General features: G+C 47.8%; 17 protein-coding genes. 11 read left to right on the top strand and 6 right to left on the bottom strand.

Features of this window, described 5'->3' with window-relative positions:
- The first annotated feature begins 522 nt into the window (after positions 1 to 522).
- On the top strand, positions 523 to 6036 hold the full coding sequence (locus ACYCS5_RS04445; protein WP_459760881.1) for a S8 family serine peptidase: 5514 nt from the start codon (positions 523 to 525) through the stop codon (positions 6034 to 6036).
- 180 nt (positions 6037 to 6216) lie between these two features.
- Complete coding sequence (gene lpdD / locus ACYCS5_RS04440; protein WP_165149607.1) at positions 6217 to 6564, top strand: prenylated flavin chaperone LpdD; 348 nt, start codon at positions 6217 to 6219, stop codon at positions 6562 to 6564.
- A gap of 11 nt (positions 6565 to 6575) precedes the next feature.
- Here lpdD and ACYCS5_RS04435 read toward each other — a convergent pair whose 3' ends face one another.
- Positions 6576 to 7163, bottom strand: a complete 588-nt coding sequence (locus tag ACYCS5_RS04435; RefSeq protein WP_029515643.1) for a hypothetical protein — start codon at positions 7161 to 7163, stop codon at positions 6576 to 6578.
- 223 nt (positions 7164 to 7386) lie between these two features.
- Between ACYCS5_RS04435 and ACYCS5_RS04430 the strand changes: the two genes are divergently transcribed.
- Together ACYCS5_RS04430 and ACYCS5_RS04425 are read left to right on the top strand one after the other, a co-directional pair.
- Positions 7387 to 7758 carry a DUF4190 domain-containing protein gene (locus ACYCS5_RS04430; RefSeq protein ID WP_025720792.1) on the top strand — a complete coding sequence of 124 codons (372 nt, stop codon included), beginning with the start codon at positions 7387 to 7389 and terminating at the stop codon, positions 7756 to 7758.
- 93 nt (positions 7759 to 7851) lie between these two features.
- A complete protein-coding gene (locus ACYCS5_RS04425; protein ID WP_049816899.1) occupies positions 7852 to 8055 on the top strand; it encodes a hypothetical protein in 204 nt (67 codons plus the stop codon).
- Positions 8056 to 8245: 190 nt separating this feature from the next.
- On the opposite strand, the gene ACYCS5_RS04420 is transcribed toward ACYCS5_RS04425, so the two are convergent.
- On the bottom strand, positions 8246 to 8398 hold the full coding sequence (locus ACYCS5_RS04420; protein WP_013311427.1) for a DUF1540 domain-containing protein: 153 nt from the start codon (positions 8396 to 8398) through the stop codon (positions 8246 to 8248).
- A gap of 296 nt (positions 8399 to 8694) precedes the next feature.
- The gene (fabV, locus tag ACYCS5_RS04415; RefSeq protein WP_459760880.1) at positions 8695 to 9882 is read right to left on the bottom strand and encodes an enoyl-ACP reductase FabV; all 1188 of its coding nucleotides are present in this window, start codon (positions 9880 to 9882) and stop codon (positions 8695 to 8697) included.
- 189 nt (positions 9883 to 10071) lie between these two features.
- On the opposite strand from fabV, the gene ACYCS5_RS04410 reads away from it, so the two are divergent.
- From ACYCS5_RS04410 to ACYCS5_RS04390, 5 genes are all read left to right on the top strand, one after another.
- Entirely contained in the window at positions 10072 to 16824 is a 6753-nt protein-coding gene (locus ACYCS5_RS04410; protein ID WP_459760879.1) for a WIAG-tail domain, read from the top strand.
- Positions 16825 to 16981: 157 nt separating this feature from the next.
- Positions 16982 to 17479, top strand: coding sequence for a hypothetical protein (locus ACYCS5_RS04405; RefSeq protein ID WP_340932893.1), 498 nt, complete (start codon positions 16982 to 16984; stop codon positions 17477 to 17479).
- A 168-nt stretch (positions 17480 to 17647) separates the two neighbouring features.
- Positions 17648 to 18358 (top strand): response regulator transcription factor, encoded by a 711-nt coding sequence (locus ACYCS5_RS04400; RefSeq protein ID WP_209949782.1) that lies wholly within the window; start codon positions 17648 to 17650, stop codon positions 18356 to 18358.
- Between the two features lie 2 nt (positions 18359 to 18360).
- Positions 18361 to 19740 (top strand): HAMP domain-containing sensor histidine kinase, encoded by a 1380-nt coding sequence (locus ACYCS5_RS04395; RefSeq protein ID WP_340932890.1) that lies wholly within the window; start codon positions 18361 to 18363, stop codon positions 19738 to 19740.
- 214 nt (positions 19741 to 19954) lie between these two features.
- Complete coding sequence (locus ACYCS5_RS04390; protein ID WP_029515635.1) at positions 19955 to 21022, top strand: ABC transporter ATP-binding protein; 1068 nt, start codon at positions 19955 to 19957, stop codon at positions 21020 to 21022.
- Between the two features lie 147 nt (positions 21023 to 21169).
- Here ACYCS5_RS04390 and ACYCS5_RS04385 read toward each other — a convergent pair whose 3' ends face one another.
- Positions 21170 to 22453 carry a pectate lyase family protein gene (locus ACYCS5_RS04385; RefSeq protein WP_459760878.1) on the bottom strand — a complete coding sequence of 428 codons (1284 nt, stop codon included), beginning with the start codon at positions 22451 to 22453 and terminating at the stop codon, positions 21170 to 21172.
- 380 nt (positions 22454 to 22833) lie between these two features.
- On the opposite strand from ACYCS5_RS04385, the gene ACYCS5_RS04380 reads away from it, so the two are divergent.
- On the top strand, positions 22834 to 23571 hold the full coding sequence (locus ACYCS5_RS04380) for a cyclase family protein (RefSeq protein WP_029515633.1): 738 nt from the start codon (positions 22834 to 22836) through the stop codon (positions 23569 to 23571).
- A gap of 161 nt (positions 23572 to 23732) precedes the next feature.
- Here the strand turns inward: ACYCS5_RS04380 and ACYCS5_RS04375 are convergent, their stop codons facing one another.
- Entirely contained in the window at positions 23733 to 24146 is a 414-nt protein-coding gene (locus ACYCS5_RS04375) for a DUF4183 domain-containing protein (protein WP_013311418.1), read from the bottom strand.
- Positions 24147 to 24592: 446 nt separating this feature from the next.
- Between ACYCS5_RS04375 and ACYCS5_RS04370 the strand changes: the two genes are divergently transcribed.
- Entirely contained in the window at positions 24593 to 25153 is a 561-nt protein-coding gene (locus ACYCS5_RS04370; RefSeq protein WP_459760877.1) for a DUF4183 domain-containing protein, read from the top strand.
- On the opposite strand, the gene ACYCS5_RS04365 is transcribed toward ACYCS5_RS04370, so the two are convergent.
- Positions 25131 to 25310: an oxidoreductase gene (locus ACYCS5_RS04365; protein ID WP_238437886.1), complete on the bottom strand. Its 180-nt coding sequence runs from the start codon at positions 25308 to 25310 to the stop codon at positions 25131 to 25133. The two genes, ACYCS5_RS04370 and ACYCS5_RS04365, sit on opposite strands and share 23 nt — an antisense overlap.
- Between the last annotated feature and the right edge of the window lie 16 nt (positions 25311 to 25326).

Genomic DNA, 25326 nt, shown 5'->3' with positions numbered 1-25326 from the left:
AATCAGACAGGATTAAGAAAGTCTTCCGAAAATCCCTTTGAGCGGCTCGTACAGAGATTGCATACACCTGCTAACCGTGTAATGCACTAATTACGTAGCCGCTAAAAAGGGGTTTTCGTACATAAAAGAATATAAAAGTCATAGAATTTCAAGAAAAATGCAAAAAAATGACTTGTATATCTGTTTTGGTAACTTTATACTATCCATAATATATGATTTTATATCAATTTTTAATATAAAATGTAATGATATAACATGTTTTTTCTTCGAATTGCTCCTGCTCTTTCTCCTAGGTATCTACTAGAGTTTTATCGCTTTTCTATTGGATTTTAAACTCACCTATGAAGTACTTCCATCTATGAATCGCCTAATAGTTTTGTGTTTCACTATATTCTATGAAGGAGGTGGTCGCCAACCACATCATGTCGCGCAACCCGTGTGTTTGATGTGCAAGGCATGAGGTCTTACTCTGTACAGGTTATTTCAGAAACATTAAACCTAGTAAAAGGAGTGGAGAAATAATTGATTAAACCTAAACGATTCAAGAAACCACTATCTATCGGACTATCTTTACTAATGGCCTTTTCCTTTGTTCAACCTGCTTTGGCGAATAACACACCGGATGGCTCCAAGCTGGAGCTGAAATCAGCCTCTCACAAGGTCACGACCGCGAAGGTATCTCCGAAACTGACCAAACAGTTTGAGGAGAATAACTATGTTACCTATCTGGTCAAATTAAAAGAACAGGTAGACACCAACAAGGTTTCCAAAAATGCTCTCCAAAAGGCCTCACTTGAGAAAATAACACCCTCCGCTGCCAAAATGGCTGCACGCAGCCATGTGATCAGCTCTCTGCGTGAAACCGCTTCGAGAACCCAATATGGGCTTGAAAATTACTTGGACAAGCAATCAGAGAGCGGCGGAGTGAAGGAATATAAAAGCTATTTTATTGTCAATGCATTGGCTGTAACAAGCACCAAGGAGGTGCTGGATCATATTTCGAAACTACCTGAGGTCGATAAAGTCTTACCGAATGAAACGCGTTATCTGCAAAAGGTGACAGTTGACAAGCAAGCAGAGGGAGCAAATGCCAAAACGGCTGAAACAGCTGCAACAGCGACAGCAGCAACGGCGAAGTCTGCATCGGTAGAGAAAGCTGTAGAGCTGGAGAAGGACGATGGCAAAACATCGGCTAAGCCTGGCAATGCAGGTAAGAACGCTGTAGACCCATCTACGGTGGAATGGAACATATCCCATATTAACGCACCACAAGTGTGGGAAAAAGGAATCGACGGAACCGGAATCGTGGTTGCCAATCTGGATACAGGTGTAGATTATACACATCCGGCCCTTCATCGCAAATGGCGGGGTCTGGACGCGGCAGGCAATGTCGTGAATCCCGAGCTGAGCTGGTACGATCCGCATAGTCACGCAACGCTTCCGGTCGATCAGGAAGACGATTCCCATGGTACACATACAATGGGTACCATGGTCGGCTCTGAGGAAAACGGAACGAACCGAGTGGGCGTTGCCCCTGGCGCGAAGTGGATTGCGGTTCGGATTTTTAATCCGGAAACGACGGATGCAATTATACTGGATGGCGGTCAATGGCTGCTTGCGCCAAAAGATGCCCAAGGAAATCTTCATCCCGAGCTTGCTCCAGACGTAGTGAACAACTCGTGGGGAGGCGGACCGGGTCTTGATGAATGGTTCCGGCCTGTGGTTCAGGCATGGCGGGATGCTCAAATTTTCCCCGAATTCTCTGCAGGTAACACCTCTCTTTCCAATCCGGGCGGACCTGCCTCAGTAGCCAATCCGGCGAACTATCCGGAATCCTTCGCTACTGGAGCCACGGATAGCAATGATAATCTGGCCAGCTTCTCATTGTTAGGACCCTCACCCTATGGTGAAGTGAAGCCAGAAGTTTCCGCACCGGGTGTGAATATCCGGTCATCTGTCGCTGGCGGCGCCTATAAAGGTGGATATAACGGTACTTCCATGGCAGGTCCGCATGTTGCGGGTCTTGCAGCACTGTTGCTGCAGGCGAATCATTCTCTTACCGTAGACCAGCTTGAGGAAATTTTGATGAACACAGCTACACCACGCACGGACAGCACATATCCTACTTCGCCAAACAATGGCTACGGACATGGTGTCATTAATGCGCTGGATGCGGTCGGTTCGGTCATGCAGGGTCTGGGCTCCGTGTCTGGTAAAGTTGTAACGGGTGGCGACGATCTGGAAGCACCTGTTCTCGAGCATACACCGCCCGCTGCGGCATTCGAGGGTATTGATATACCTCTGACTGCTCATGTAACGGATGATGTCGGCGTGACAGCCGTTGAGGCATTTGCCAAAACAGCGGGTACGTCAAATTATGTATATATTCCGTTGGAACGGACCTCCGGCGACAGCAAAGATGGTACATATCAAGCATCCATCCCGACTTTTTTGGTGGATAGCGCTGGTCTGGAATACTATATTCGTGTAAATGATTACGGTAATAACGGATTTGAAACTGAAGTATATAAGGTGAAAATCTCTAAAGGGGTAAAACCAGGCTACACACAAGACTTTGAAAAAGACATTGCCGGTATTAATATCGGTGGACAGGGCAGTGTTTGGAAATGGGGAACTCCAACAAGCGGCCCTAAAAGCGCACATTCGGGTACAAAGGTCATCGCGACCAATCTCGAAGGCCAATATCAGACCAACTCCAACAGTTATTTTATGGCCCCTCCGATTGATCTGACCGAGAGCTCAAAAGGGGCACTGGTTAGCTTCAAGCATTGGTACGATCTTGAAAACAATTCTGATTTCGGCAAAGTGTACGTAGCAACCACAAACAATCAGAATGCGTTTGAGCAGGTATTATCATTTACCGGCGCCAGCAACGGCTGGAAAACACAATATCTTGATTTGCGGGCATTCGCGGGTCAAAAGGTATACCTCCTGTTCAACTTTACTAGTGACAATACGGTTGTGAAAGATGGCTGGTATATTGACGATCTGTCGATTCAGGAGCCAGACACCGTTGCACCTGCTGCGCCGAGCAATTTGACTGCTGAAGCAGATACTGTAGGCAACGTCACACTGGCCTGGAATGCTTCCTCCGATGAAGATGTGAAGCAGTATAAGGTGTATCGTTCTACCCAATCAGGCAAAAATTATACTTCCATCGGTACAACCTCAGCACTGACACTCACAGATACCATCACGGTCGGTGGAGCGACCTATCATTATGCAGTGGCGGCTGAGGATTATAGTGGTAATGAAGGAATCAAGTCGAATGAGGCTTCTCTGAGAGTAGACGTGCCGGATACGCTGTATAGCGATCATTTTGACGGCAGCTCGGATAATGGCTGGACTCATTCTGGTACTAAGGATGAGTGGGAACGCGGCATTCCCAAGGAAGTAGGACCAGAGAGCGCAGCGTCCAGACCCAATGTGTGGGCAACCGATCTGGATAGCAATTATGAGAACGGAGCTGAATTTTCGCTGGTTTCACCAAAAATTAATTTGCAAGCTGTACGCAACGCAACACTGACCTTCAATCACTGGTTTGAAATTGAGGCTGGCTATGATTACGGTTATGTGGAAGTGTCCAAAAACAATGGTGACACGTGGAGCGAGCTGGGCAAATTCTCTCACAATACGAACGGGAAAAAGTGGGCTCCAGTTTATTACAATCTGGATAGCTACGCCGGCAATGAAATCCAAATTCGCTTCCGTTTGAAATCGGATAACAGTGTGAACAAGAACGGCTGGTATATTGACGATTTCCGTGTGCTTGGCATTCCAGCTACGACAGTGACTAAGGACATCGTACCTGAGTCGAATATCAAGCTGGAAAAAGCGGAAGAACAGTTCCCGCTGTACAAAATTACAAGTACTGAAAAGAGTGAATTCCAGGAGAAAGTGAAGCCGGCAGAAACAACGGTGGAACGTGGACGTGTCGGTCTCGACAGTCTTCCAGCCAGCGCTACGGTTACGGTATTGGAAACCGGACGTTCGGTAAAAACGGATCCGACCACGGGCAAATACAGCTTCACCCATGTAGCCGGCGACTATACGCTGAAGGCTGAAGCCTACGGTTACGTTCCTCAAACGAAAGCAGTCACGATTGAGAATAACAAAGTCATCAGAGCAAACTTTAGTCTTCAGGCCATACCTCACGGTACGATTCACGGGGTCATTACCGACAAGCAATCCGGTGAACCGATCCAAAAAGCGAAAGTGTTGGTGGTGGAGGATGCACGCATTGCTCCGGTAGAAACGAATGAGGCTGGAGAATTTACGCTGGACGTGCTGGAAGGAACATACACGTTGTCCATTGCAGCCGAAAATTATTATAGCGACAGTGTATCCGTTACTGCTCCTCCGAACGGTAGTGTGGAAGCGAATGTCATGTTGAAACCTTTTATCGGGTTCCAAGGAGGCATTGCTTACGATGACGGGACAGGAGAAAATGCTAGAGCCTTTAACGCGGCAGGCAATTCATGGGCAGTCAGAATGACACCTGAGTCGGAAGTGACTCAAGTGACAGGAGCATCGCTTTTGTTCTGGAACTCTGCCTTCCCGAATCCGGGAGGAACGGCATTCCAATATTCTGTCTATGACGCCTCCGGTGCCGCAGGAGCACCTGGACGATTGTTGGCTGGTCCATTCGACGGGACTGCCGTACGGGATGAGACACAATGGACGACGGTACAGCTCCCAGAGCCGGTGACGGTTCAAGGTGACTTCTACATCGTATATACACAGTCTGCTGTAGGCACACAGTCGCCGGGTCTTGCTACAGATGAAAGCAGTCCCAATGCGCTTCGAAGTTGGCAAGGTGTAAGCGGCACATGGAGCCAATCACCTGAGGAGGAGGGTAACTACATGATCCGGGCTATCGTCAGATATCCGGTGAATGCTCCAACGATTATGACTCCTACGAAGGCTACCTATACGCAGGAAGAGACGATTACCGTAACAGGAACTTCTCCGGCAGAAGGAGCCGATATTCAGCTCTTTAACGGTAAGGAGCTGGCTGGCACAACGAAGGTGAAGGATCGCCAGTTCAGTTTGTCGGTTGATCTTCAACCAGGTGCTAATCCGCTAAGTGTCCAAGCAGCGGTATACGGCAAAATAACGGATCGTTCCGAACCGGTGGTCGTGACACTTGACCAGACTAAACCGGGTCTGATCCTGACTTCGCCAGATGAAGGAGCCCGTACGAATGCGGGTGTCGTGAGCGTCACCGGTACGGTGTATGACGAGTTCCTCACCGAATTGACGATTAATGGTGAGCCCGCTGAATTTGGAAGTGACGGCAGCTTTAACAAGCGGTTGCTTATCAACGAAGGTGAAAATCAAATTACAGTGACGGCCAAGGATCTTGCCGAAAACGAAACAACTGTTACGCGCTCGGTGTATGTCGATACAGCTCTGCCGAAGCTTGAAAACATTAGTCCTGCTGAGGATGTGCGTATTACTCCAGGACAGTCGGTACGAGTATCCTTTGACAGTGCATCCGGTTTGGAAGCGTCCTTCCATGTGGAGCTACCTTTCAACCTGTCCACTTTGGGTCGCAACGATATTCCATTAAATGAAACTTCGTCAGGCCACTATGAAGGTACTTATTTCACTTCATCTTCTCTGAACCTGGAAGGCGGAGTCATCGTGATCCGGGTAAGGGATGCAGCGGGAAATGAAGTGGAGACGGAGGCACCGGGAAGATTGTATGTAACCAATGGTGGAGGACAGAACCCTGATCCGAATCCACCTACATCCAATGAAAAGCCAGTAGCCATTATTCAGGCTAATGAATCCGCTAAGAAGAACAAAAATGTACAATTTAACGCCAAAGCTTCCCGTGATGTAGACGGTGAAATCGTCAGCTACAGCTGGAATTTTGGCGATGGCGATACGGCAGTTGGTTCCAAGGTGAAGCATAAATTCACCACAGCTGGAACGTATACCGTGGAGCTAACGGTGACGGATAATGACGGCGCAAGCGGTAAGACTGTGCATACGATCACGATCCGTTAACACCCAGTAGGAAATGGAATGCTTGTTTTAGAATATCAATGAAGGCCCACAGCAAGCCATGGAATACAGAGGCTGCTGTGGGCCATTTTTAATTGTCGAGCCGTTCAGGAAGCGATACAATGAATAATGCTCATAAAGTGAATCGTTTCACAACAATATTTTTTAGCAGGAGAGGATCATATGATTCATTTGCAAAAAGAAAGCGGCCGTATCCGTCTTGTACTGAATGCCTATTTTATGGGGGAAGATATCGTTGTACTCATTTCTGGCGGTGATCAGCCCCATTTGGGAACGATTACAGCAGGGGCCAGACTCGAGCCGATTCAAACTGTGCAATTGCAAAATCACAAGGAGTTTTATATTACCGAAGAAATTGCAGTTCGCTTACGAAAAGAGTTTGCGGGCAATTTTGCCATTTGCTGCGGGACACATTTGGACCATGCATCCAAGGACGAAATCCGAGTGCTGACAGATATGGCCATACAACTGGGAAAAGAGCTCATTGGAGAACTCAAGCAAGCACGCTAGTAGCAACCTTTTTAAGTGAACTCTCGAAAGAGCAGATTGCGATAGGGGTATTTACTAAAGGAATACTTAAAAAGCAATGCAAAGCCATCGTCCTCAATTTGTACGGATTTCAGCGCAGAGGATGGAATCAAACTACGGATCATGACATGAACTGCACGCTGGTCTTGTCTGTTGATCGCTTTGGCTAAGGCAGAAGCAAAACATGGATTACGTGCTAATTCGCGATACAGCGGAAAAACGGCTTTTGCGATGGCGCGATGAACTCTCGGCTCAAATGTAAACTGCACAGTCCCCGGTGGAATCGTTGTTCCATTCGTATAATAGAGCATCGGTGGCTGAGCTAAAAAGGAAATAAAGTAGCCGATGCCATTCGTGCCTAAGCCTTGTTTGGCGGCAAATGGAGCTACTGAGCAGAGAAGGGATTTCATCCGATCCAAATTCGCCTGAACGACAGCTCGTGACCATTGAACTGCAAACGCACGGCGAGTTGCTATAGCTTTGTAAAATGGCAGCATGGCAGTGGATATTATCCTAAGTGTGTTTGCATTTAAACGTTTGTGAGGCGAGCGCTTTCTGTGGGATGTTGCACGATATAGCATAGCTCCGACCTCCTTGGCAGGATGCTCTCATGGAGCACAATTGATCTGTAACAGGTAAAATACTGTATGCCCAGTTACCTCAAAAAGTGCTAATATCGCTATGTTTCTTCTTTTTAACGTTCTAATTTAAAAATTCGAAATAAGTACTGTCCTGATTTGTAAGATTGTGGTACCCTAGAACTTATATAATTGCTATTTTTCGTATTGGAGTTGAATTTAACAGATGAGTGATTTGTACAAGGAGCCTCGATCTTCCGATCCTTTTCAGGAGACGAACGATTATAACGCCCCATTTAACCCGCCCCCAGTAGTTCCACCTACCAATAGTAAAGCTGTTGCCTCGATGGTGCTCGGGATTTTATCTGTTGTCATTCCCTATATCGGGTTGATTATCGGAATTGTGGGTATTATTTTGTCCAGTCTTTCCCTGAAGGAAATTAACCGTCATGGCGAGCAAGGCAGAGGTATGGCCATTGCTGGACTGGTATGTAGTATTATCGGTACACTGATTTATACACTGATCATCATTTTTATAGTTATTGTTTTTATTGTAGCGGCCTCCAGTGGCGATCCGGATATTTTTTCAGACATTTAATGAATTGAAGAATGCTTGAGTCAGACAAACCATTCACGATTTGACTATTGGATGCTATGATAAAAGGAGTCCAATGAAGGAGAGTGAAGCCGTATGGCACGTACTCAAACACAAAAAGCGCTAAGCAAGGCAAAACGCGCTGGAATCTATTGCGCGGCACAGAGCCGCAAAACAAATGACCATTATGGCGAGATTTCACAGCACATACGAATGAAGCCGACCAAGCAGGAACAATTACAAAAGGTCAAGCACAAGAAGCGAATCGTTCAGAGCGACGCTTCTTTTTTTTGTCTTTAGAGAGAACAGCAGTGTCCTTTTCAGCGTGGATTTATAAAGTAGCAGAGAAATGATTGTATACAAGCGAAAAGCGCCTTTCTGTACCGAAAAAGGACTTGATAATAATTATCATTCTTGTTAGAATATCATAAGAAAGAAGGAACCCGGGCATGGGCTCCTTCATTATAAAGCTAGGCTTGAAATCAAAGATTTACTTGGCTTCGAAGGTTTTGCAGTCTGTTTCTTCAGACTTGTGAGTGTCTTCTGGTCTGTTGCTTACGATGTAAATGGAGCTAGCGCTGCATTTATTCTCTTGGGCCCAGTACGTACAAGAGTTGACTTCACACAGAACGTCTTTTGCCATGTTGTGCACCTCCTTATATGGATGTGATGGGCTGAGCAAATAGTATCACGGTCAGTCAAGGTAGGACTTGTCCAACTGTGTTTACCCTCTTGTTAGGAAGAGGGATTTTGCTATGCCTACCTGTACAATATCAAATGAAATTTAAAATTGCAATGTTAGCATCATTTGCAGTTCAAAGCGGACATAAGTGTCCCTTTTAATTAAAAACAAAAGCTGTCCTCCATGCAGAACGAAATGTTTCTCTGCTGGAGAACAGCTTTTTTTGTTTTTCTAACATAGGGGCAGCACTAAAAGACTTAGCGCACGTTAGGAATATTTATGATGGGATCAATATCAGCATCATAGTCCACACCTTCGAACTCAAAGCCGAACAGTTGGAAAAATTCGCGACGATATCCTTCAAGATCTGACAATTCGTAGATATTGTTGGTCGTCAGCGCCTCCCATATCTTCTCAACCTCTGCCTGCACGTCTTCGCGCAGTTCCCAATCATCAATGCGAATACGTCCTTCTTCATCTACAGGAGTTTCTGGTGCGTACAGACGCTCAGCAAACAGGCGGTAGCTCTGTTCTACGCACCCTTCATGCAGCCCTTTTTCCTTCATTACCTTATATAAAGCAGAAATATACAGAGGAACGACAGGGATAGCGGAGCTTGATTGGGTAACGAGTCCTTTGGTGACTGCGACGAAGGCGCGTCCGCCTGTAACTTTCAGCTGATCGTTCAGCTGACGTGCTGTCTCCTCCAGATGATCCTTTGCACTTCCGATACTGCCCTCTCTGTAGATGGCTTGTGTAATATCTGAACCGATGTACGAAAAAGAGAAGGTCGTTGCAGTATCGGCGAGTACGCCGCCAGCACGCAAGGCGTCAATCCACAATTTCCAGTCCTCACCGCCCATAACCTCTACAGTTCCTTGTACCTCTTCTTCTGTTGCGGGTTCGAGCGTCACGCTGCTGACTTCACCGGTGTGAAAGTTAACGGTCTTATTCGTGTAGGGCTCACCAATAGGTTTGAGCACGGAATTAGACGTTTCGCCTGTGCGGGGATTAGTACGGCGACCTGAAGCAACACTGTAAACCACCAGATCGACTTGTCCCAGTTCTTCGCGAATGGCTTCCACCGTTTTGGCTTTGACCTCATCCGAGAAGGCATCTCCTGTCACGCTTAAGGATTTAAGCCCAGCTTCCTGAGCAGCTTTTTCAAATGCAGCAGAATTGTACCAGCCTGCTGATGCTGTACGTGTGGCCGTAGCATTGCTAGGACGATACACGCCAATTGTATTGGCACGCGCACCGAAAGCGGCCGTAATTCGAGAAGCCAACCCATATCCGGCCGATGCCCCGATCACAAGCACATTACGAGGTCCCAGGATAGCAGGACGGGCCTGTACATAGTCAATTTGCTCCTGAACATGTTGGGCACAGCCCACCGGATGAGCAGTGGTGCAGATAAAGCCACGTGTTCTTGGTTTGATAATCATGTTATTGTAGTTCCTCTCTTCTTGTAGCAATCTTCACCCTTACTATTTTAACTTTTAACAATTTTTTTTCAAACGTGGATTTCAGTAGGTATCCTTTTTACCCAAAAGTGAATCTCTGTACAGGGTGGCAAGTGCCTAAGGGTCTGCATATGATGCTGTAACGATAAACATGAGAAGGGAGAGAGCTGCTTGAAGAACAAGAGCCGAAAAACCAACAGAAACAAAAAGCCGCTCTATCGTGTAATTGACCCGGATATGAATGAGTTAAGTATGATACAACGCTCAAAACCACTGCCTGCGGAGAGGGAGACAGAAGCAAGACTTCATCAAGTTGCTTCTCCGCCTCCCCCAACTACAGAGGAGTCGGAGCTAAAGACAGTTGTCGAGCCTGAAGTCGAGGCTCTGCACGAGAAAGAAATTGAGGTTGCAGATGTAGAGGAGACTCCAGCTTTGATGGAAGAACCCCCACTGCCAGAGCCAGAGCTAGATCCAGATCCAGAACCAGAGCCGGAACCAGAACCTGATCCAATTGATGTGGAAGAAATTTTGAACAATAAGAAGGCTCCGCATGTAAACAATGCTTTCATCTATACAGACGATTTGAGTGATTTCGCTGTGACAGGTGAAAAGATCGCTCCCGCTTCCATAGATTCCAGCAAGCTGAAACAAGAGAGTATCCAAACGGAATTTCTAGCAGATTATGCTGTTCATACAATTAAAATAGCTGACGGTGCTGTGACTGCTTCGAAGATTGCTCCCGACTCCATTACGGTCGAGCATCTGTCAGACGCATCAGTGGCAGGCAGTAAATTGCAGGATCGCTCTATTAGTGGTGAAAAACTTCGTGATGGCAGCATCACTCCAGAAAAGCTGGCGGATAAAATTATCAGCGGCGATCATATTGCCAATGGCTCGATTGAAAGCCGTCATTTCAAGCAATGGATCGTGTCTTCAGATATGCTTCAAGATCAGTCGGTCACCTCCGATAAAATTCGCAGCGGTACGATTCAATCGAACAATTTGGCGAATGAAGCTGTTGATAGCTCCAAGCTGGGCGATCAGTCTGTGACCACCTCCAAATTGCGGGATGGGGCTGTGGATGGAACTAAAATCCAGGCAGGCAGCATTGAGAGCGCACACCTGACCGAGCATGCCGTTCATGCCCGGCATCTAGCTCCGGGTTCGATTAATCGCAAGCAGCTATCCGACGGAATTGTGGGCAGGGAACAATTGGAGGAAGGTGTTGTCAGCGGGCGTCATCTGGAGTCTGAGGCAGTCACCAGTACGCACATTCAGGCAGGAGCGATTGAAAGAAAGCATCTCAGTCCTGGCTCCATCGGGGAAGAGCAGCTTGGAACGGGCCAAGTAACAGCCCGGCATATCGCGGATCGGAGTATTCAATCCAATAAACTGGCAGATCAGTCTGTAGGCTCATTGCAGATTGTTGATCAATCCGTCACTTCATCCAAAATATCGGATCAGAGCATTCTCCCACACAAAATTGCCGATGAGGCAGTACTTACCAGACATATTGCAACAGCAGCCATACAAGGACCTCAGATTTCTCCAGAGGCAGTTTCTTCCGTGCATCTTCAATCCGAAATTATTCGGAAAGATCATATTGCACCAGAGGCGGTTACGGAGCAACATTTGCATTCCGGGGCTGTGACAAGCGAGAAAATAGGGAAGGGTGCAGTTCTGGATTACCATGTGGCGAATCAGGCTATCAAGGAAAATCACATCGCTTCGAGCGCTATTAAGTCTGACAAAATCGCTGACGAGGCGGTTATAGAAACTAAAATTGGCACAGGGGCGGTAACCGGAAATAAAATTGCGTCGCAAGTCATTACCCACGTACACATTGCAACGGGAGTAATCCGTGAAAACCACCTTGCCGACAACAGTGTGGGCGGAAAGGCGTTACAGGCTCAATCGGTTGATTCGACCCATTTGGCCCAGAGCTCTGTACAGAGCAAACATCTTGGGGAAGACAGTGTCGGAACTGCGGCGTTGCAAGAACAGTCCGTTACCGCAGACATACTAGGTGAAGGCGCTGTTCAAACCGCGCATTTGGCAAACGGAGCGGTGTACTCCCACCATTTGCAAGACCATGCCGTCACTTCGCTGAAACTATCGCCGGAAAGTGTGGCTACGGATAAAATTAATGATTTGGCGATTACTGCGCCTAAGTTAGCTGAGGGTAGTGTCACTTCCTCCAAGCTGTCTGCTCGTTCTGTGCAGCCATGGCATATTACGGATAAAGCGGTGCTGAGCAACCATCTGGCTGTTGAAGCAGTGGAGGCGAATCATCTCGCTCCGGAATCGGTCACCTCTAACCATTTGCAGTCTGCTTCGATCCAAACCAAACATCTCGCCCCGGATAGTGTGTCCGGCCATGCCCTTCAATCGGAAAGCGTCACTTCTGAGAAGTTAGCGGCTAGGGCTGTGCAGGCTTCCAACCTGGCGGAAAACAGCGTGGGACCCGGACATTTGGCAGCACAGGCCGTACAAACTAGACATTTGTCCGCAGGATCAGTAGAGGACACGATATTAGCCCAGAATGCTGTGAAGTCTGAGCATCTTGCAGCAGAATCCATCCAATCCGAGCATTTGCAAAGCGGGATCATTCAGGGAGAGCATATTGCATTGCAGGCTATAGCGACTCAAGCCATACAGGATGAAGCGGTTACCTCTGCCAAACTATCAGAGGAAAGTGTAACCTCTACCAAGTTGTCAGCCCATGCAGTGCAGTCCGGGCATATTATGGATGAAGCTGTACAAAGCAACCATTTGGCCGTGGCGGTTGTGGACTCGACCCATCTGGCATCTGGAGCGATCACCTCGGTGCACCTACAGGCCTCCTCGGTGCTAACGAGACATTTGGCTCCGGATAGTGTGTCCGGTCGTGCACTTCAAGCGGAAAGTGTAACCTCGGAAAAGCTGGCAGCCCGCTCGGTACAAGGAATGAACCTTGCAGAAGGCAGTATCGGCCCTTCACATCTATCTGTGCAGTCCGTACACACGCGGCATTTGGCAGCTGGAGCGGTACAGGATAGAGTGCTGGCAGAGGGAGCGGTGAAGTCCGTGCACATTGCCCCGGAATCGATCCAACCACACCATCTGCACACAGGAAGCATTCAGGGCGAGCATATTGCATCCCAGGCCATTTCGACCGATGCTTTACAAGATGAGTCTGTGACATCTGACAAACTGGCAGATGAGGGCGTGACTGCCGCCAAGCTGTCGGCCCACTCCGTACAGTCGTGGCACATTACAGACGAAGCAGTGCAAGGAAACCATTTGGCAGCAGAATCCATCCAGTCGAACCATCTGGCACCGGAAAGTGTCACTTCAGCCCACTTGCAGTCTTCGTCAGTGCTCACGAGCCATCTGGCCCCGGATAGTGTGTCCGGCCGTGCGCTACAAGCGGAAAGCGTCACCTCGGAAAAGCTGGCAGCCCACTCGGTGCAAGGAACGAATCTTGCGGAAGACAGCGTCGGCCCGTCACATTTGTCTGCACAGTCGGTACACGCCCGGCATTTGGCAACTGGCGCAGTACAGGATACAACGCTGGCAAAGGGAGCAGTGAAGTCGGTACACATTACCGCGGGGTCAATCCAGCCACATCACCTGCACACAGGAAGCATTCAGGGCGAGCATATCGCATCCCAGGCCATATCGACCGATGCTTTGCAGGATGCGTCTGTTACCTCCGATAAATTGGTGGATGAGGGTGTGACTTCCGCCAAGCTGGCGGTCAACTCGGTACAGCCGTGGCACATTACAGACGAAGCAGTGCAAGGAAATCATTTGGCAGCAGAATCCATCCAGTCAAGCCATCTGGCTTCCGAATCCGTTACCTCTCGCCATTTGCAGGCTTCCTCAGTGCTTACGAGTCATCTGGCGCCAGATAGTGTATCCGGTCGTGCACTACAGGCGGAAAGCGTCACCTCGGAAAAGCTGGCAGCGCGCTCGGTACAAGGGACGAATCTTGCGGAAGGCAGCATCGGACCGTCACATCTGTCTGCACATTCCGTACACAGCCGGCATCTGGTAGCCGGAGCGGTACAGGATAGAGCGTTGGCAGAGGGAGCAGTGAAATCCGTGCATATCGCTCCAGAATCAATCCAATCACACCATTTGCACCCTGGAACCATTCAGGGCGAGCATCTGGTATCTCAGTCGATATCGACTGATGTTTTACAGGATGAGTCTGTGACATCTGATAAATTGGCCGATGAGGGTGTGACTGCCACTAAGTTGTCGGCTCACTCGGTACAGCCGTGGCACATTACAGATGAAGCAGTGCAAGCTAATCATTTGGCAGAAGAGGCCGTTCAATCAAGTCATCTGGCGCCGGAATCTGTCACCTCAGCCCACTTACAGTCTTCGGTGATACTTGCGAGTCATATGGCGCCGGATAGTGTATCCGGTCTTGCGCTACAAGCGGAAAGCGTCACTTCGGAAAAGCTGGCAGCACGCTCGGTACAAGGGACGAATCTTGCGGAAGACAGCGTCGGTCCTTCGCATTTATCTGCACAGTCGGTACACACTCAGCATTTGGCAGTCGGCGCTGTGCAGGATACAGCGCTAGCTGAGGGGGCAGTGAAGTCAGTACACATTGCCCCGGAATCCATCCAGCCGCATCACCTGCACCCTGGAACTATTCAGAGCGAGCATCTAGCATCCCTGTCGATATCGACCGATGTATTACAGGATGAGTCCGTTACGTCTGATAAATTAGCGAATGAGGGTGTGACTGCTGCCAAACTGTCGGCTCACTCGGTACAACCGTGGCACATTGCGGACGAAGCAGTGCAAGCCAATCATTTGGCAGAAGAGACCATCCAGTCGAGCCATCTGTCACCGGAATCTGTCACTTCAGCCCACTTGCAGTCTTCGGCGGTACTTGCGAGCCATCTGGCCCCGGATAGTGTGTCTAGCCGTGCGTTACAAGCAGAAAGCGTCACCTCGGAAAAGCTGGCGGCACGCTCGGTGCAAGCGACGAATCTCGCGGAAGGAAGCGTCGGCCCTTCACAATTGTCTGAGCATGCCGTACACCCCCGGCATTTGGCACCTGGTGCAGTACAGGACAGAGCGCTGGCAGAAGGGGCAGTGAAATCCGTGCATATCGCACCGGAGTCCGTCCAGTCGCATCATCTGCAAATGGGAACCATTCAGGGTGTGCATATCGCCTCACAAGCAATACCGACCGATGCTTTGCAGAATGAGTCCGTTACGTCCGACAAACTGGCGGATGAGGGCGTGACTGCCGCCAAGCTGTCTGCTCACTCAGTCCAGCCATGGCACATTACAGACGAAGCGGTGCAAGCCAATCATTTGGCAGAAGAGGCCGTCCAGTCGAGCCATCTGGCTCCTGAATCCGTCACCTCTGATCATTTGCAGGCTTCCTCGGTATTTGCGAGACATCTGGCCCAGGACAGTGTGTCAGGTCGTGCGCTTCAAGCAGAAAGCATCACCTCGGAAAAACTGGCGGCACGCTCGGTGCAAGCGACGAATCTCGCGGAAGGAAGTGTTGGTCCTTCACAGCTGTCTGAGCATGCCGTACACCCTCGGCATTTGGCACCCGGTGTTGTACAGGACAGAGCGCTGGCAGAGGGGGCGGTGAAGTCCGTGCATATCGCACCGGAGTCTATTCAACCGCACCATCTGCACCTTGGAACTATTCAAGGTGTGCATATCGCCTCACAAGCAATATCGACCGATGCTTTGCAGAATGAGTCCGTTACGTCCGACAAACTAGCGGATGATGGCGTAACTGCCGCTAAAATATCTCCTCATTCGGTCCAGCCGTGGCACATTACAGACGAAGCGGTGCAAGCCAATCATTTGGCAGAAGAGGCCGTCCAGTCGAGCCACCTGGCTCCTGAATCGGTCACCTCTGATCATTTGCAGGCTTCGGCAGTGATGACTCGGCATATTGCGCCGGGGAGTATATCGGTTCACGCGCTCCAGGCAGGCAGCGTGAACGCTGAGAAGCTTGCACTTCGGGCGGTGCGTGCTTCGAATTTGGCAGAAGCCAGCATAAACTCCGTGCATTTAACGGAGCATGCCGTACACGCTCAGCATTTGGCCGAGGGGGCGATCCAAGGGTCCGCACTGGCAGAAGGCGTGGTGCAGTCCAGGCATATCGCGCTGGATTCAGTCCAGTCGGAGCATCTGCAAGCAGGGGCTATTCAACCACAGCATGTAGGCTGGCAGGCGGTGGTTGAGGATGCTATACAAGAAGGAGCGGTAACATCCAGCAAGCTGGCAGATGGAACGGTACAGTCCCGTCATGTGGCTGAGGAGGCTATTGAGAGCCACCACATTGGAGAGGAAGTTATTGATTCGCATCACCTAAAAGCGGGCTCAGTGACACGGGCTCAGCTGTCCACAGATATTCATCTCTCGGGACTTTTGCCAGAGGAAGGTATCAGTGGCGACAGACTTCAGGCAAACAGTATATCTCGAAACCATCTGCAAGCTCAGGCCGTCGACAGCGAGGTGCTGAGCCCGGGAGCTGTGGGAGCAGAGCATCTGCAGGCCGCTGCGGTACAAAGCCATCATGTGGCAGAGCAGAGCATTGAAGGCCATCATCTGGTGGAAGGCACTGTAGGCTCACGTGAGTTGGAGCTGAACGCAGTGAAGCCGGAGCATTTGAGCATCACTCCGGTTCGTACGTGTGCGAATCAGCCCGCATTGCAGCAGTTCGGCAGAGCGCCGTTTCTTTTGAAAGGCAGTGAAGGAGAGACGGAAGTGACCATTGTATTCGGGGAGCCTTTTGTAAACCCGGACTACACATTAGTAGCGATGACGAACCACCCTCTCTTTCATGCGACGCTGAAATCTCAGACGCCGAATGGAGCAGTGATCGTCGTAACCAAGTGGAACGAAACCGCGCATAACTACGGTATTATTTCCTGGATCGCCATTGGCTAGTGAAGACGGTTATTGTAAAACTCATAGCGTGCAGACTCATGTATTTTCTAAATACAGAGCTGCACGCTTTTTCATATACTTTTCACACATTTGCTCCACAATTATGCCGAATTCTCCTGATAAGCTAAAGATACTTTAAAGGAGAGGTGATTCAATCATGAAAAAATGGACTAAAAATGCAGCAGCCGTATTGACCGTAGTAAGTGTACTGGGAGGAGCAAGCAGCGCATTCGCCGCTACAGCAACAACGACTCCAGCGAGCACTGCACCAGTAACCAAAGCTCCTGCGGTTATGACACCAGCTACCAAAACACCGGCAAAAGCACCTGTGACGAAAACACCTGTGGTAAAAACACCGGTTAAAAAAGCTGTAACAGCTCATAAAACAACAACCAAAGCGAAGAAAGCCCCTGCCAAAAAATCCGTTGCGAAAAAAGTGGCAAGCCACAAAACAAAAGCAGTGAAGGGGCAGCACCGTACAGTTAAACATCATGCCAAAAAACATAATGTTGTTAAACACAAAGCAACATCTCATAAAACTCGTACACATCATGTCGTAGCTAAAAAAGTGACCCACAAAACTCCAGTTAAAAAAGCAGTCCCAGCAAAAACAACTCCAAAAACAGCAGCCAAAGTAGTAACAACCAAGAAATAAGTTTGATGCGTAGTTAGCACTCAGCTCACCTGGCATATACAGCAGCGATTCATGATAAGAAAGACGGGACCGGGAACGGTATACCCGTCTTTTGTCTATTCTGCTAGGCTTCTGTTAAGCTTAAAGAGAGGATGGAAGCATCCAGAACAACGGCAAGGGGTTAAGGCCATGACAAAAATAGTAGTAGTGGATGACGATGTGTTCATTCTGCAATTAATATCTGAATATTTGAAAAAAGAATCCTACGAGGTGACTTCCTTTTCCAGCGGTAAAACACTGGTAGAGCATATCCGTACGAACCGTCCGGATTGTCTCGTTCTTGATATTATGATGCCTGGCATTGATGGGCTTTCTCTACTGACTCAGCTTCGTGAGTTTACGGAAATGCCGATCATTATGATCTCTGCCCGTGGAGAAGAAAACGACCGTATTCACGGGCTGGAGCTGGGCTGCAGCGATTTTTTGACCAAGCCTTTTAATCCAAGGGAATTGGTAGGAAGGGTCAAAGCGATGCTGAGACTGAGCAAGGCCGGAATGTCTGCATCGGACGATAGGCAAGCGGCAGAAAACGCAGATCTATGCCATGCGGGCAATCTGTGTATTTTTGCTGACTTTCGTAAAGTCACAGTGGACGGACAAGAGCTGAATTTAACCTCACGTGAATTCGATCTGTTGCTGTTTCTTGCGAATCATCTGGAAAGACCTTTTGGCAGGGAACATCTGATTCAGCAGGTGTGGAGCTATGATTTTATAGGTGATGTGAGAGTCGTGGATGATCTGGTCAAACGGATTCGTAAAAAGTTAGCTGAATATCACTCTACGCTCGTCATTAACACCGTATGGGGTTTCGGATATAAAGCAACGGTTCAGGAGTTGTAATCATGCGTACGATGAGAGCTAAAATACTGCTTTCCCTGTCCATCGCCATGCTTATTACCGTCTGTATTACGGTGGTTTTATTCGTTAGGCTTATCGACGACATTCTAGTGAATCAAGCCAAATCCAAACTTCATGAGCAGGCACGCAAAGCCGTCCATATTATGAGTGATGGAGGCTTTGATCGACTGGATAATGCTGAATTTAACTATGTTATCAAGGGCGTGCTTTTATCTACCGATTACTTTATTTTAAGCACGGATAACCACATCATCGACTCAAGCGTCTCTGGAATGGAAGGCAAAAAGATCGAACATTTGCTTTTGATCCGCCAGGGATTTTTTGCATCGGTTCATCCGTCTGCCCAGGATCTGACCGCTACACATGAAGGGGTGGCTGTGCTTCAAGGTAAAAAGGTACTGTTTACGAATGAGGAATTGCCCGGACAACCTTTTCGTATTTTTGTATACTCACCCTTATCTTCTTTGAGAGCCCTGTATGTACCGTTAATGAGAACCACATTACTGTCTATCATCGCGGGTTTTTTAGTGATTCTCGTCATTGGTCTGATGGTGGTCTCGCGTCTGGTGCGTCCGCTCAAACGATTGAAAGAGGCGGTTGGCAACTATGAGCCGAATCAGCCGCAGGATAGTGATTTTCCACAGGCGGATAAAAGTGAGATTGGCGAGCTGATCGGCACCTTTCATTCCATGTCCGCCCGTATTCAGCAGCACCATCACGGTCAAATTGAATTTCTACAAAATGTATCTCACGAGCTAAGGACACCGTTAATGTCGATTCAAGGCTATGTATATGCCATACAGGATCAAGTGGTATCCCAGGACGAGGGACTGAGTATCATCAAAGTGCAGTCCCAGCGGTTAATTGACATGGTGGAAAAGCTGCTGCAGCTATCGAGGCTGGAGGCGCTGAATGAAGAGTGGCCTGTCTCTCTGGTTGATCTTAGAAGCATGGCGGAGGATGCTGTTCATCTATTGATGCCGGTGGCTGCTGAACGTTCTATCTCGCTCCGAGTGGAGGGAGAGGGTCTGCATGTGGCCGTTCCGGCCGAGCAATTGTTCCGCATGATATTGAATTTGCTGCAAAATGCAGTTCGGCATACCTCTGCGGAGGTTGTCATTCATTTGGAGACAGGGACAACACCGGAGGTTGTATGGGTTATGCATGTGGATGATGATGGGGAAGGGCTGACCGAACAAGAGGCAACCGAGGTGTTCGGAAGATTCTATGCGGGCTCGAATGGTGTCACAGGTCTTGGATTGGCTATTTGTCGTCAAATTGCTACCCGGTTGAATGGAGAACTACTCTGCACACGTTCGCCATTGGGTGGAGCACGCTTCAGCTATATCCAGCGCATGTTATAAATGAGTACAAAAATGGTTAAAAATGATCGTTTTTTCGGAGAAACATTTCATTTATCTAACATCGAATGGAAGTTTTTCGGTGATATTTGAGATATAGCTTGACTGGTAGGTACTAAACTGAGTAAAATTAATCGTATATACCTTGACTCATGGACGTCGTTTTTTTAGATAGTGGTCAATAATAGTGATGAATAATAAATGAAAGAGTGATGAGATGAACCGCCTTTTGGAAGTGAAGGACTTAACGATATCTTTCAAGACCCGCCAGGGACTAGTGCAGGCCATTCGTGGCGTAAACTTTCATGTCAATAAAGGAGAGACGCTGGCGATTGTGGGCGAATCCGGCTCAGGTAAAAGCGTAACCTCACAAGCTGTTATGAAGTTGATTCCGACCCCTCCGGGCATTTATCAAAAGGGTCAAATTATGTTTGACGGACAAGAGCTGATTAATAAAACGGAAAAGCAGATGCAAAAAATTCGTGGTAAGGAAATTGGCCTGATTTCTCAGGACCCAATGACTTCGCTTAACCCGACGATGAAAGTGGGCAAGCAGATTACGGAAGTGCTTTTCAAGCATGAAAAAATATCCAAGGATGCTGCTCGCAAGCGGGGTATTGAGTTGCTGAATCTAGTAGGTATTCCACATCCAGAACAGCGTTTTAACCAATATCCGCATGAATTTAGTGGCGGTATGCGTCAACGTGTCGTCATTGCGATGGCATTGGCTGCTAATCCGAAACTTCTGATTGCCGATGAGCCGACGACTGCGTTGGACGTAACGATTCAAGCTCAAATTTTGGAACTGATGAAAGATCTTCAGAAAAAGATTGATACTTCCATCATCTTTATTACTCATGACCTCGGTGTTGTGGCGAAGATGGCTGATCGCGTTGCTGTTATGTACGCAGGACAAATCGTGGAAACAGGTACGGTTAATGAAATTTTCTACAACCCGAAACATCCATATACATGGGGCCTTCTCGCCTCTATGCCAAGTTTGGACAGCCATGGTCAGAAGCTGGCAGCTATCCCGGGAACACCTCCGGATCTGCTTCACCCACCTGTAGGGGATGCTTTTGCAGCCCGCAGTTCTTATGCTATGAAAATTGACTTTGAGAAAGAGCCTCCACTCTTTCAATTATCCGATACGCACTTTGTGAAATCATGGTTGCTGCATCCAGATGCGCCAGCGGTTGAGCCACCAGATGCGGTAAAGGCTAAGCTTCGCAAGCTGGATAACGCATTTGAAAAGCCGGTTTTGGTAGAACAATACGGTAGTTAATGTGCGCTATAATTTGTAATTAAACAAATGAAAAATAAAAAAAGGGCTGTTCTCTCCGTGTGGAATCATTCTACGGAGGAAACAGCCTTTTTGGTGTAAAATCGCAGGTTGTATGCGTCTGCGGTTATTTGTGTTAATGGGCAGTGTTTACAGTTTACCGGAACCAGCTTGGGAAGTGACTTCTGCCTTCACACTGGCGGATGGGGAAATTTTATCGTTTAGCGATGGTTTCCAGCCTACAGAGGAGCTAAGCCCCGCGCTGGAACCTGCATTTACAGCTTGTCCATTCAGAAGTGTGCCGGTGTCTGACAAGGCAGTTCCTCCAAAAACAGTCACAATTTTGGTAGCGGATAATCCCGCAACGTCGATGACATTGTTTTCGGCGAAGATTTTGGAGGATTTACCTGCGCCCCATATATACAGTGAAGGATATTCGGAGCGTTTTACATCACCTGTATAGTAATTGTTGTACAGATGGACTTGTCCATACCGCACGCGTGGTGTGCGTTGTACCGTGTTTTCATAATAATTGTGATGCAGGGTTACACGTAAAGTCCCTTCATCTGCTGTTTTACTGTCGCTGTTGCCAATAATCGATGATTTATCATGATCGTAAAAATGATTGTAAGAAACCGTAACCAGATCGCCCTGGTTAATCACATCGAGAAGCCCATCATGATGCTGGTATTCTTGACCGTAAAAGGAGCCGTTTTGGCTATCTGGGTGAGATCCATCATTGAAGGTATTGTGGTCTACCCATACATGTGTGGCGCCGTTAATTGTAATGCTGTCATATTCCGAATTCCAATTGCCTGTGCTGCCGTCCGTTGGGTCCCATTGAGGAAAATAATCGTAGGCATCCTGGAACTCAATATTACGGATAATGACATTATCTGTCCCTTTTTTTAGTTGAAGGTTCGCGCCGTTAATGACGGCATTGCTACCCTGACCGACAATCGTTGTATTAGAAGGAATCTCAATGACGACACGACTGGCCTGATTTTTTTGTGAAGCCTCACGTGCCTTTTCCAATGTGCCGGACGGAGCCTTTTTACCCCAAGTGGATGGGTCATAAGCTTTGAGGTAGGCGTCAAAATCATATTTAGAGTCCTTGTAATCGTTCAATCCCAACGGCTTGTTATTGTCATCGACGTTGGCGTTGATCGTGCCTTTGACATAAATGATTTTAGGCGTACTATTGCTGTTTTTGCCCAAAGCATCGACTAATTGCTTGCGATTCGTTACGGTGAAAATATTAGAAGAAGAGGCTGCAGCTCCGCCTGTTGTGCCTGTAGAAAAGGCTGCCCAACCGTTTTTGTTACCAAGCGTTTCTTTACCAATATCGCTGGCTGCATGAGCAGGTGAACCAAGAGGGGACAGGGTAGTGAATAGCAGAGCTGCTGCAATTCCGAGTGAAAATCTCTTTTTCATAAAATACCTCCGTATATTGGATGAATAGAGTAGACAAACGAAGGGAGTCCCGGGTGCTCCTGTGGTTTCTACATTTTCTATCATACTTCGTGTTCCAGTATTTGTTAATATAATAAAAGTTACATACTAAAATTTTTGTCGAATTTTTTATATAATTCAATAGACCCCTACTTTTTCCAATCAAGACGTATATGTAATAATGAAAACGTTAACAATCACACGGAATAGGAAATGTATATATGAATATATGGAATTGTTTTTGTGTTTTTTCTCAAAATGTTAACGATTTCAATCTATACATTCTGGAAGGTCGATTTATAGATTTTTGCAGAATCCTCAGGTAAAATGGCTTGTAATAAAGCTGAGGAGGAATGGGCATCATGGCAGAGCATTTAGCAGATATCTTGAAGTTGTTGAAGCAAAAAGAGTGGGTAGATTTGTCCCACGCTTTTTATCCTGAAATCCCTCATTTTCCAGTATTCGATAATGTTCAGGTGGATACCCTGTTTACCCACGACGATGGCTTTTTTGTAAAACAATACTGCTTTCCAGGTCAGTATGGGACTCACATTGACGCACCCGTTCATTTTGTGAAGGGCAAACGTTACTTGCATGAGCTTTCATTGAAGGAGCTGGTTTTGCCGCTCGTTGTCATTGACCGTTCAGCAGCCGTTGCAGCTAATTCTGACTATGAACTTACGGTTGCGGATATTTTGGACTTTGAGAAAGAGCATGGACGCATTGCTGATCAGTCCTTTGTCGCTTTTCGCAGTGATTGGAGCAAACGTTGGCCTGATTCAGATGCCTTCTCGAACAAGGATGACGCCGGAGATGCACACTGTCCGGGCTGGTCGCTAGAGGCGCTACGCTTTTTGGTAGAAGAACGGAATGTGGCTGCCATTGGACATGAAACGCTAGATACGGATTCTTCTGTAGCTTATCGCAAAGCTGGCAAGCTGGTAGGGGAATATTACATATTGGAGCAGGATCGGTATCAAGTTGAGATGCTGACAAATTTGGACAAGTTGCCCCCGACGGGCGCGGTCATATATAATATCGTTCCGAGCATTCAAGATTCCCCCGGATTTCCAGTGCGCTCCTTTGCTATTTTGCCTTAATCATACAGTACCCAGTCATTTGAAAACGATTGTATATTCATCTTGAGCTTAAAAGACCGATTCAGATATCGACATCTGAATCGGTCTTTTCTAGCTTATACGGGGTAATGTACAGTGTGAATGACCGTTCAGTCCATCTTGAATCAAAAGGATGAAACGTCTTAAGTGATAATTGTTACGGTAGGGGCAGAGATGGTGGGCTGAGTTGATATGGTGGAGGTTGTGCCGCTAAAATCAGATATTTCTATGACAGCGGGGACACCTGGTGTAATATCTACAGAGGCAATGACCAGACTTGCCGTGGTCAGGGTGAATAAGGAACTCTGCTGAATAACTCCATTAATATAATAATTAGCAGAATCAGTAGCCGTTAATGTTGGTAAAGCAACTACTGGAGCGTCGGCGTCATCTACGAAGCTTGCAGCAGGAATAGTTGTTGTTGTTGCTCCGATCATCCCGGCTGTAATTGTTGCAAAAAAACGAGTCACGGCTGGGGTTACAGTCGTGCTTATGGCACCACCAGTTGCTACGGGAGCAGTAGCTACTGCTGTGTACACAGGTTTTATGATGGGCATAGTTTTCATCTCCTTTCTTTACTGGTATGAGCCATTCGGTGGCTCTTAATCAATAAATGATTTCTCAACCTATTCGGAAACGGCATATTAACCTTTCTATTAATAATAGGGTGAATGGAGAAGGCCTATTTTGCTACAAATACAGATGGAAGCGAATACTTGGAATCGGCATCCTACAAATGCCTAAAACCCTAAAGAGGGATATGCATACAATACATAAATAAGCATGTGAGAAGGAGGTGTATACGACTGGTATGAGGAGACGCGATTCATCACTAAGAAGGCAAGGAAAAAGAACCGTACATTGCAAGATCAACAAACGTAAAAAGTGTAAAACAAGTTATTCACTCAAAGGTAGAACAAAAACGGGGTTCCATACCAAAAAGCATCCAAAGCTAATCATGCAACGGAGATGTAGAAATACTCCTACCAAGCGGAGGCGGAGAATGGGCAAGACGGGAAAGCCGGGTGTTCCGGGTTTAGCAGGAGCACAAGGCTTACCGGGAACTGCGGGAACACCGGGAGTCCAAGGAATACCAGGAATACAGGGTCCAGCAGGAACACGGGGAGCGCCAGGTCCGGCTGGCGTCCAAGGTAGTTCAGGTGCAACAGGTGCACCCGGCCCTACTGGAGCACAGGGCATAGCGGGCCCAACCGGAGCCCAAGGAATAACAGGCCCAACCGGTCCGGCAGCTGACATTTCAAATATTGAAATTATACCCATAGCCGAGCGATATTTTTATTTTGCACCTGCTACAATTGAGTCTTCAATCACGATTATGGCGGATCAATTTTCTGTAGATGGTGTACAGGAGCCCTTTCAGCGGTTTAATGTCGGAAGCAACAGTTATGCCAATCTATACATTAATGGAATGATACAAGAAAGCACATTGTATAGACTGACACCTGAATCGCTGACGATTCGCCTTAACGAAGGGGAGGCAATTTCCTTCGGCACACCTATTATTGTGGAAATTGTTCAATTTAGTGTGCGAGCCAGTGGATGATACTGTTCGCGGTGAGGCAACCCAGAGGCAGATACAGCTGTTTTTGGGGCAACGAGCCTTTGCGTCCGACATGCCAAAGCTGAAGACCGGCCTTGGAGCTTTGGTTATGGATGGCGTGCACGACTTTTTGCAGCGGGGAAATGTGCTCGTCGCTCATATGCCAAGACTGCCTG

Source organism: Paenibacillus sp. SEL3, from assembly GCF_054602585.1.
The sequence above is the reverse complement of the archived record's forward strand: the minus strand, read 5'-3'. Positions and strand labels throughout refer to the sequence as shown.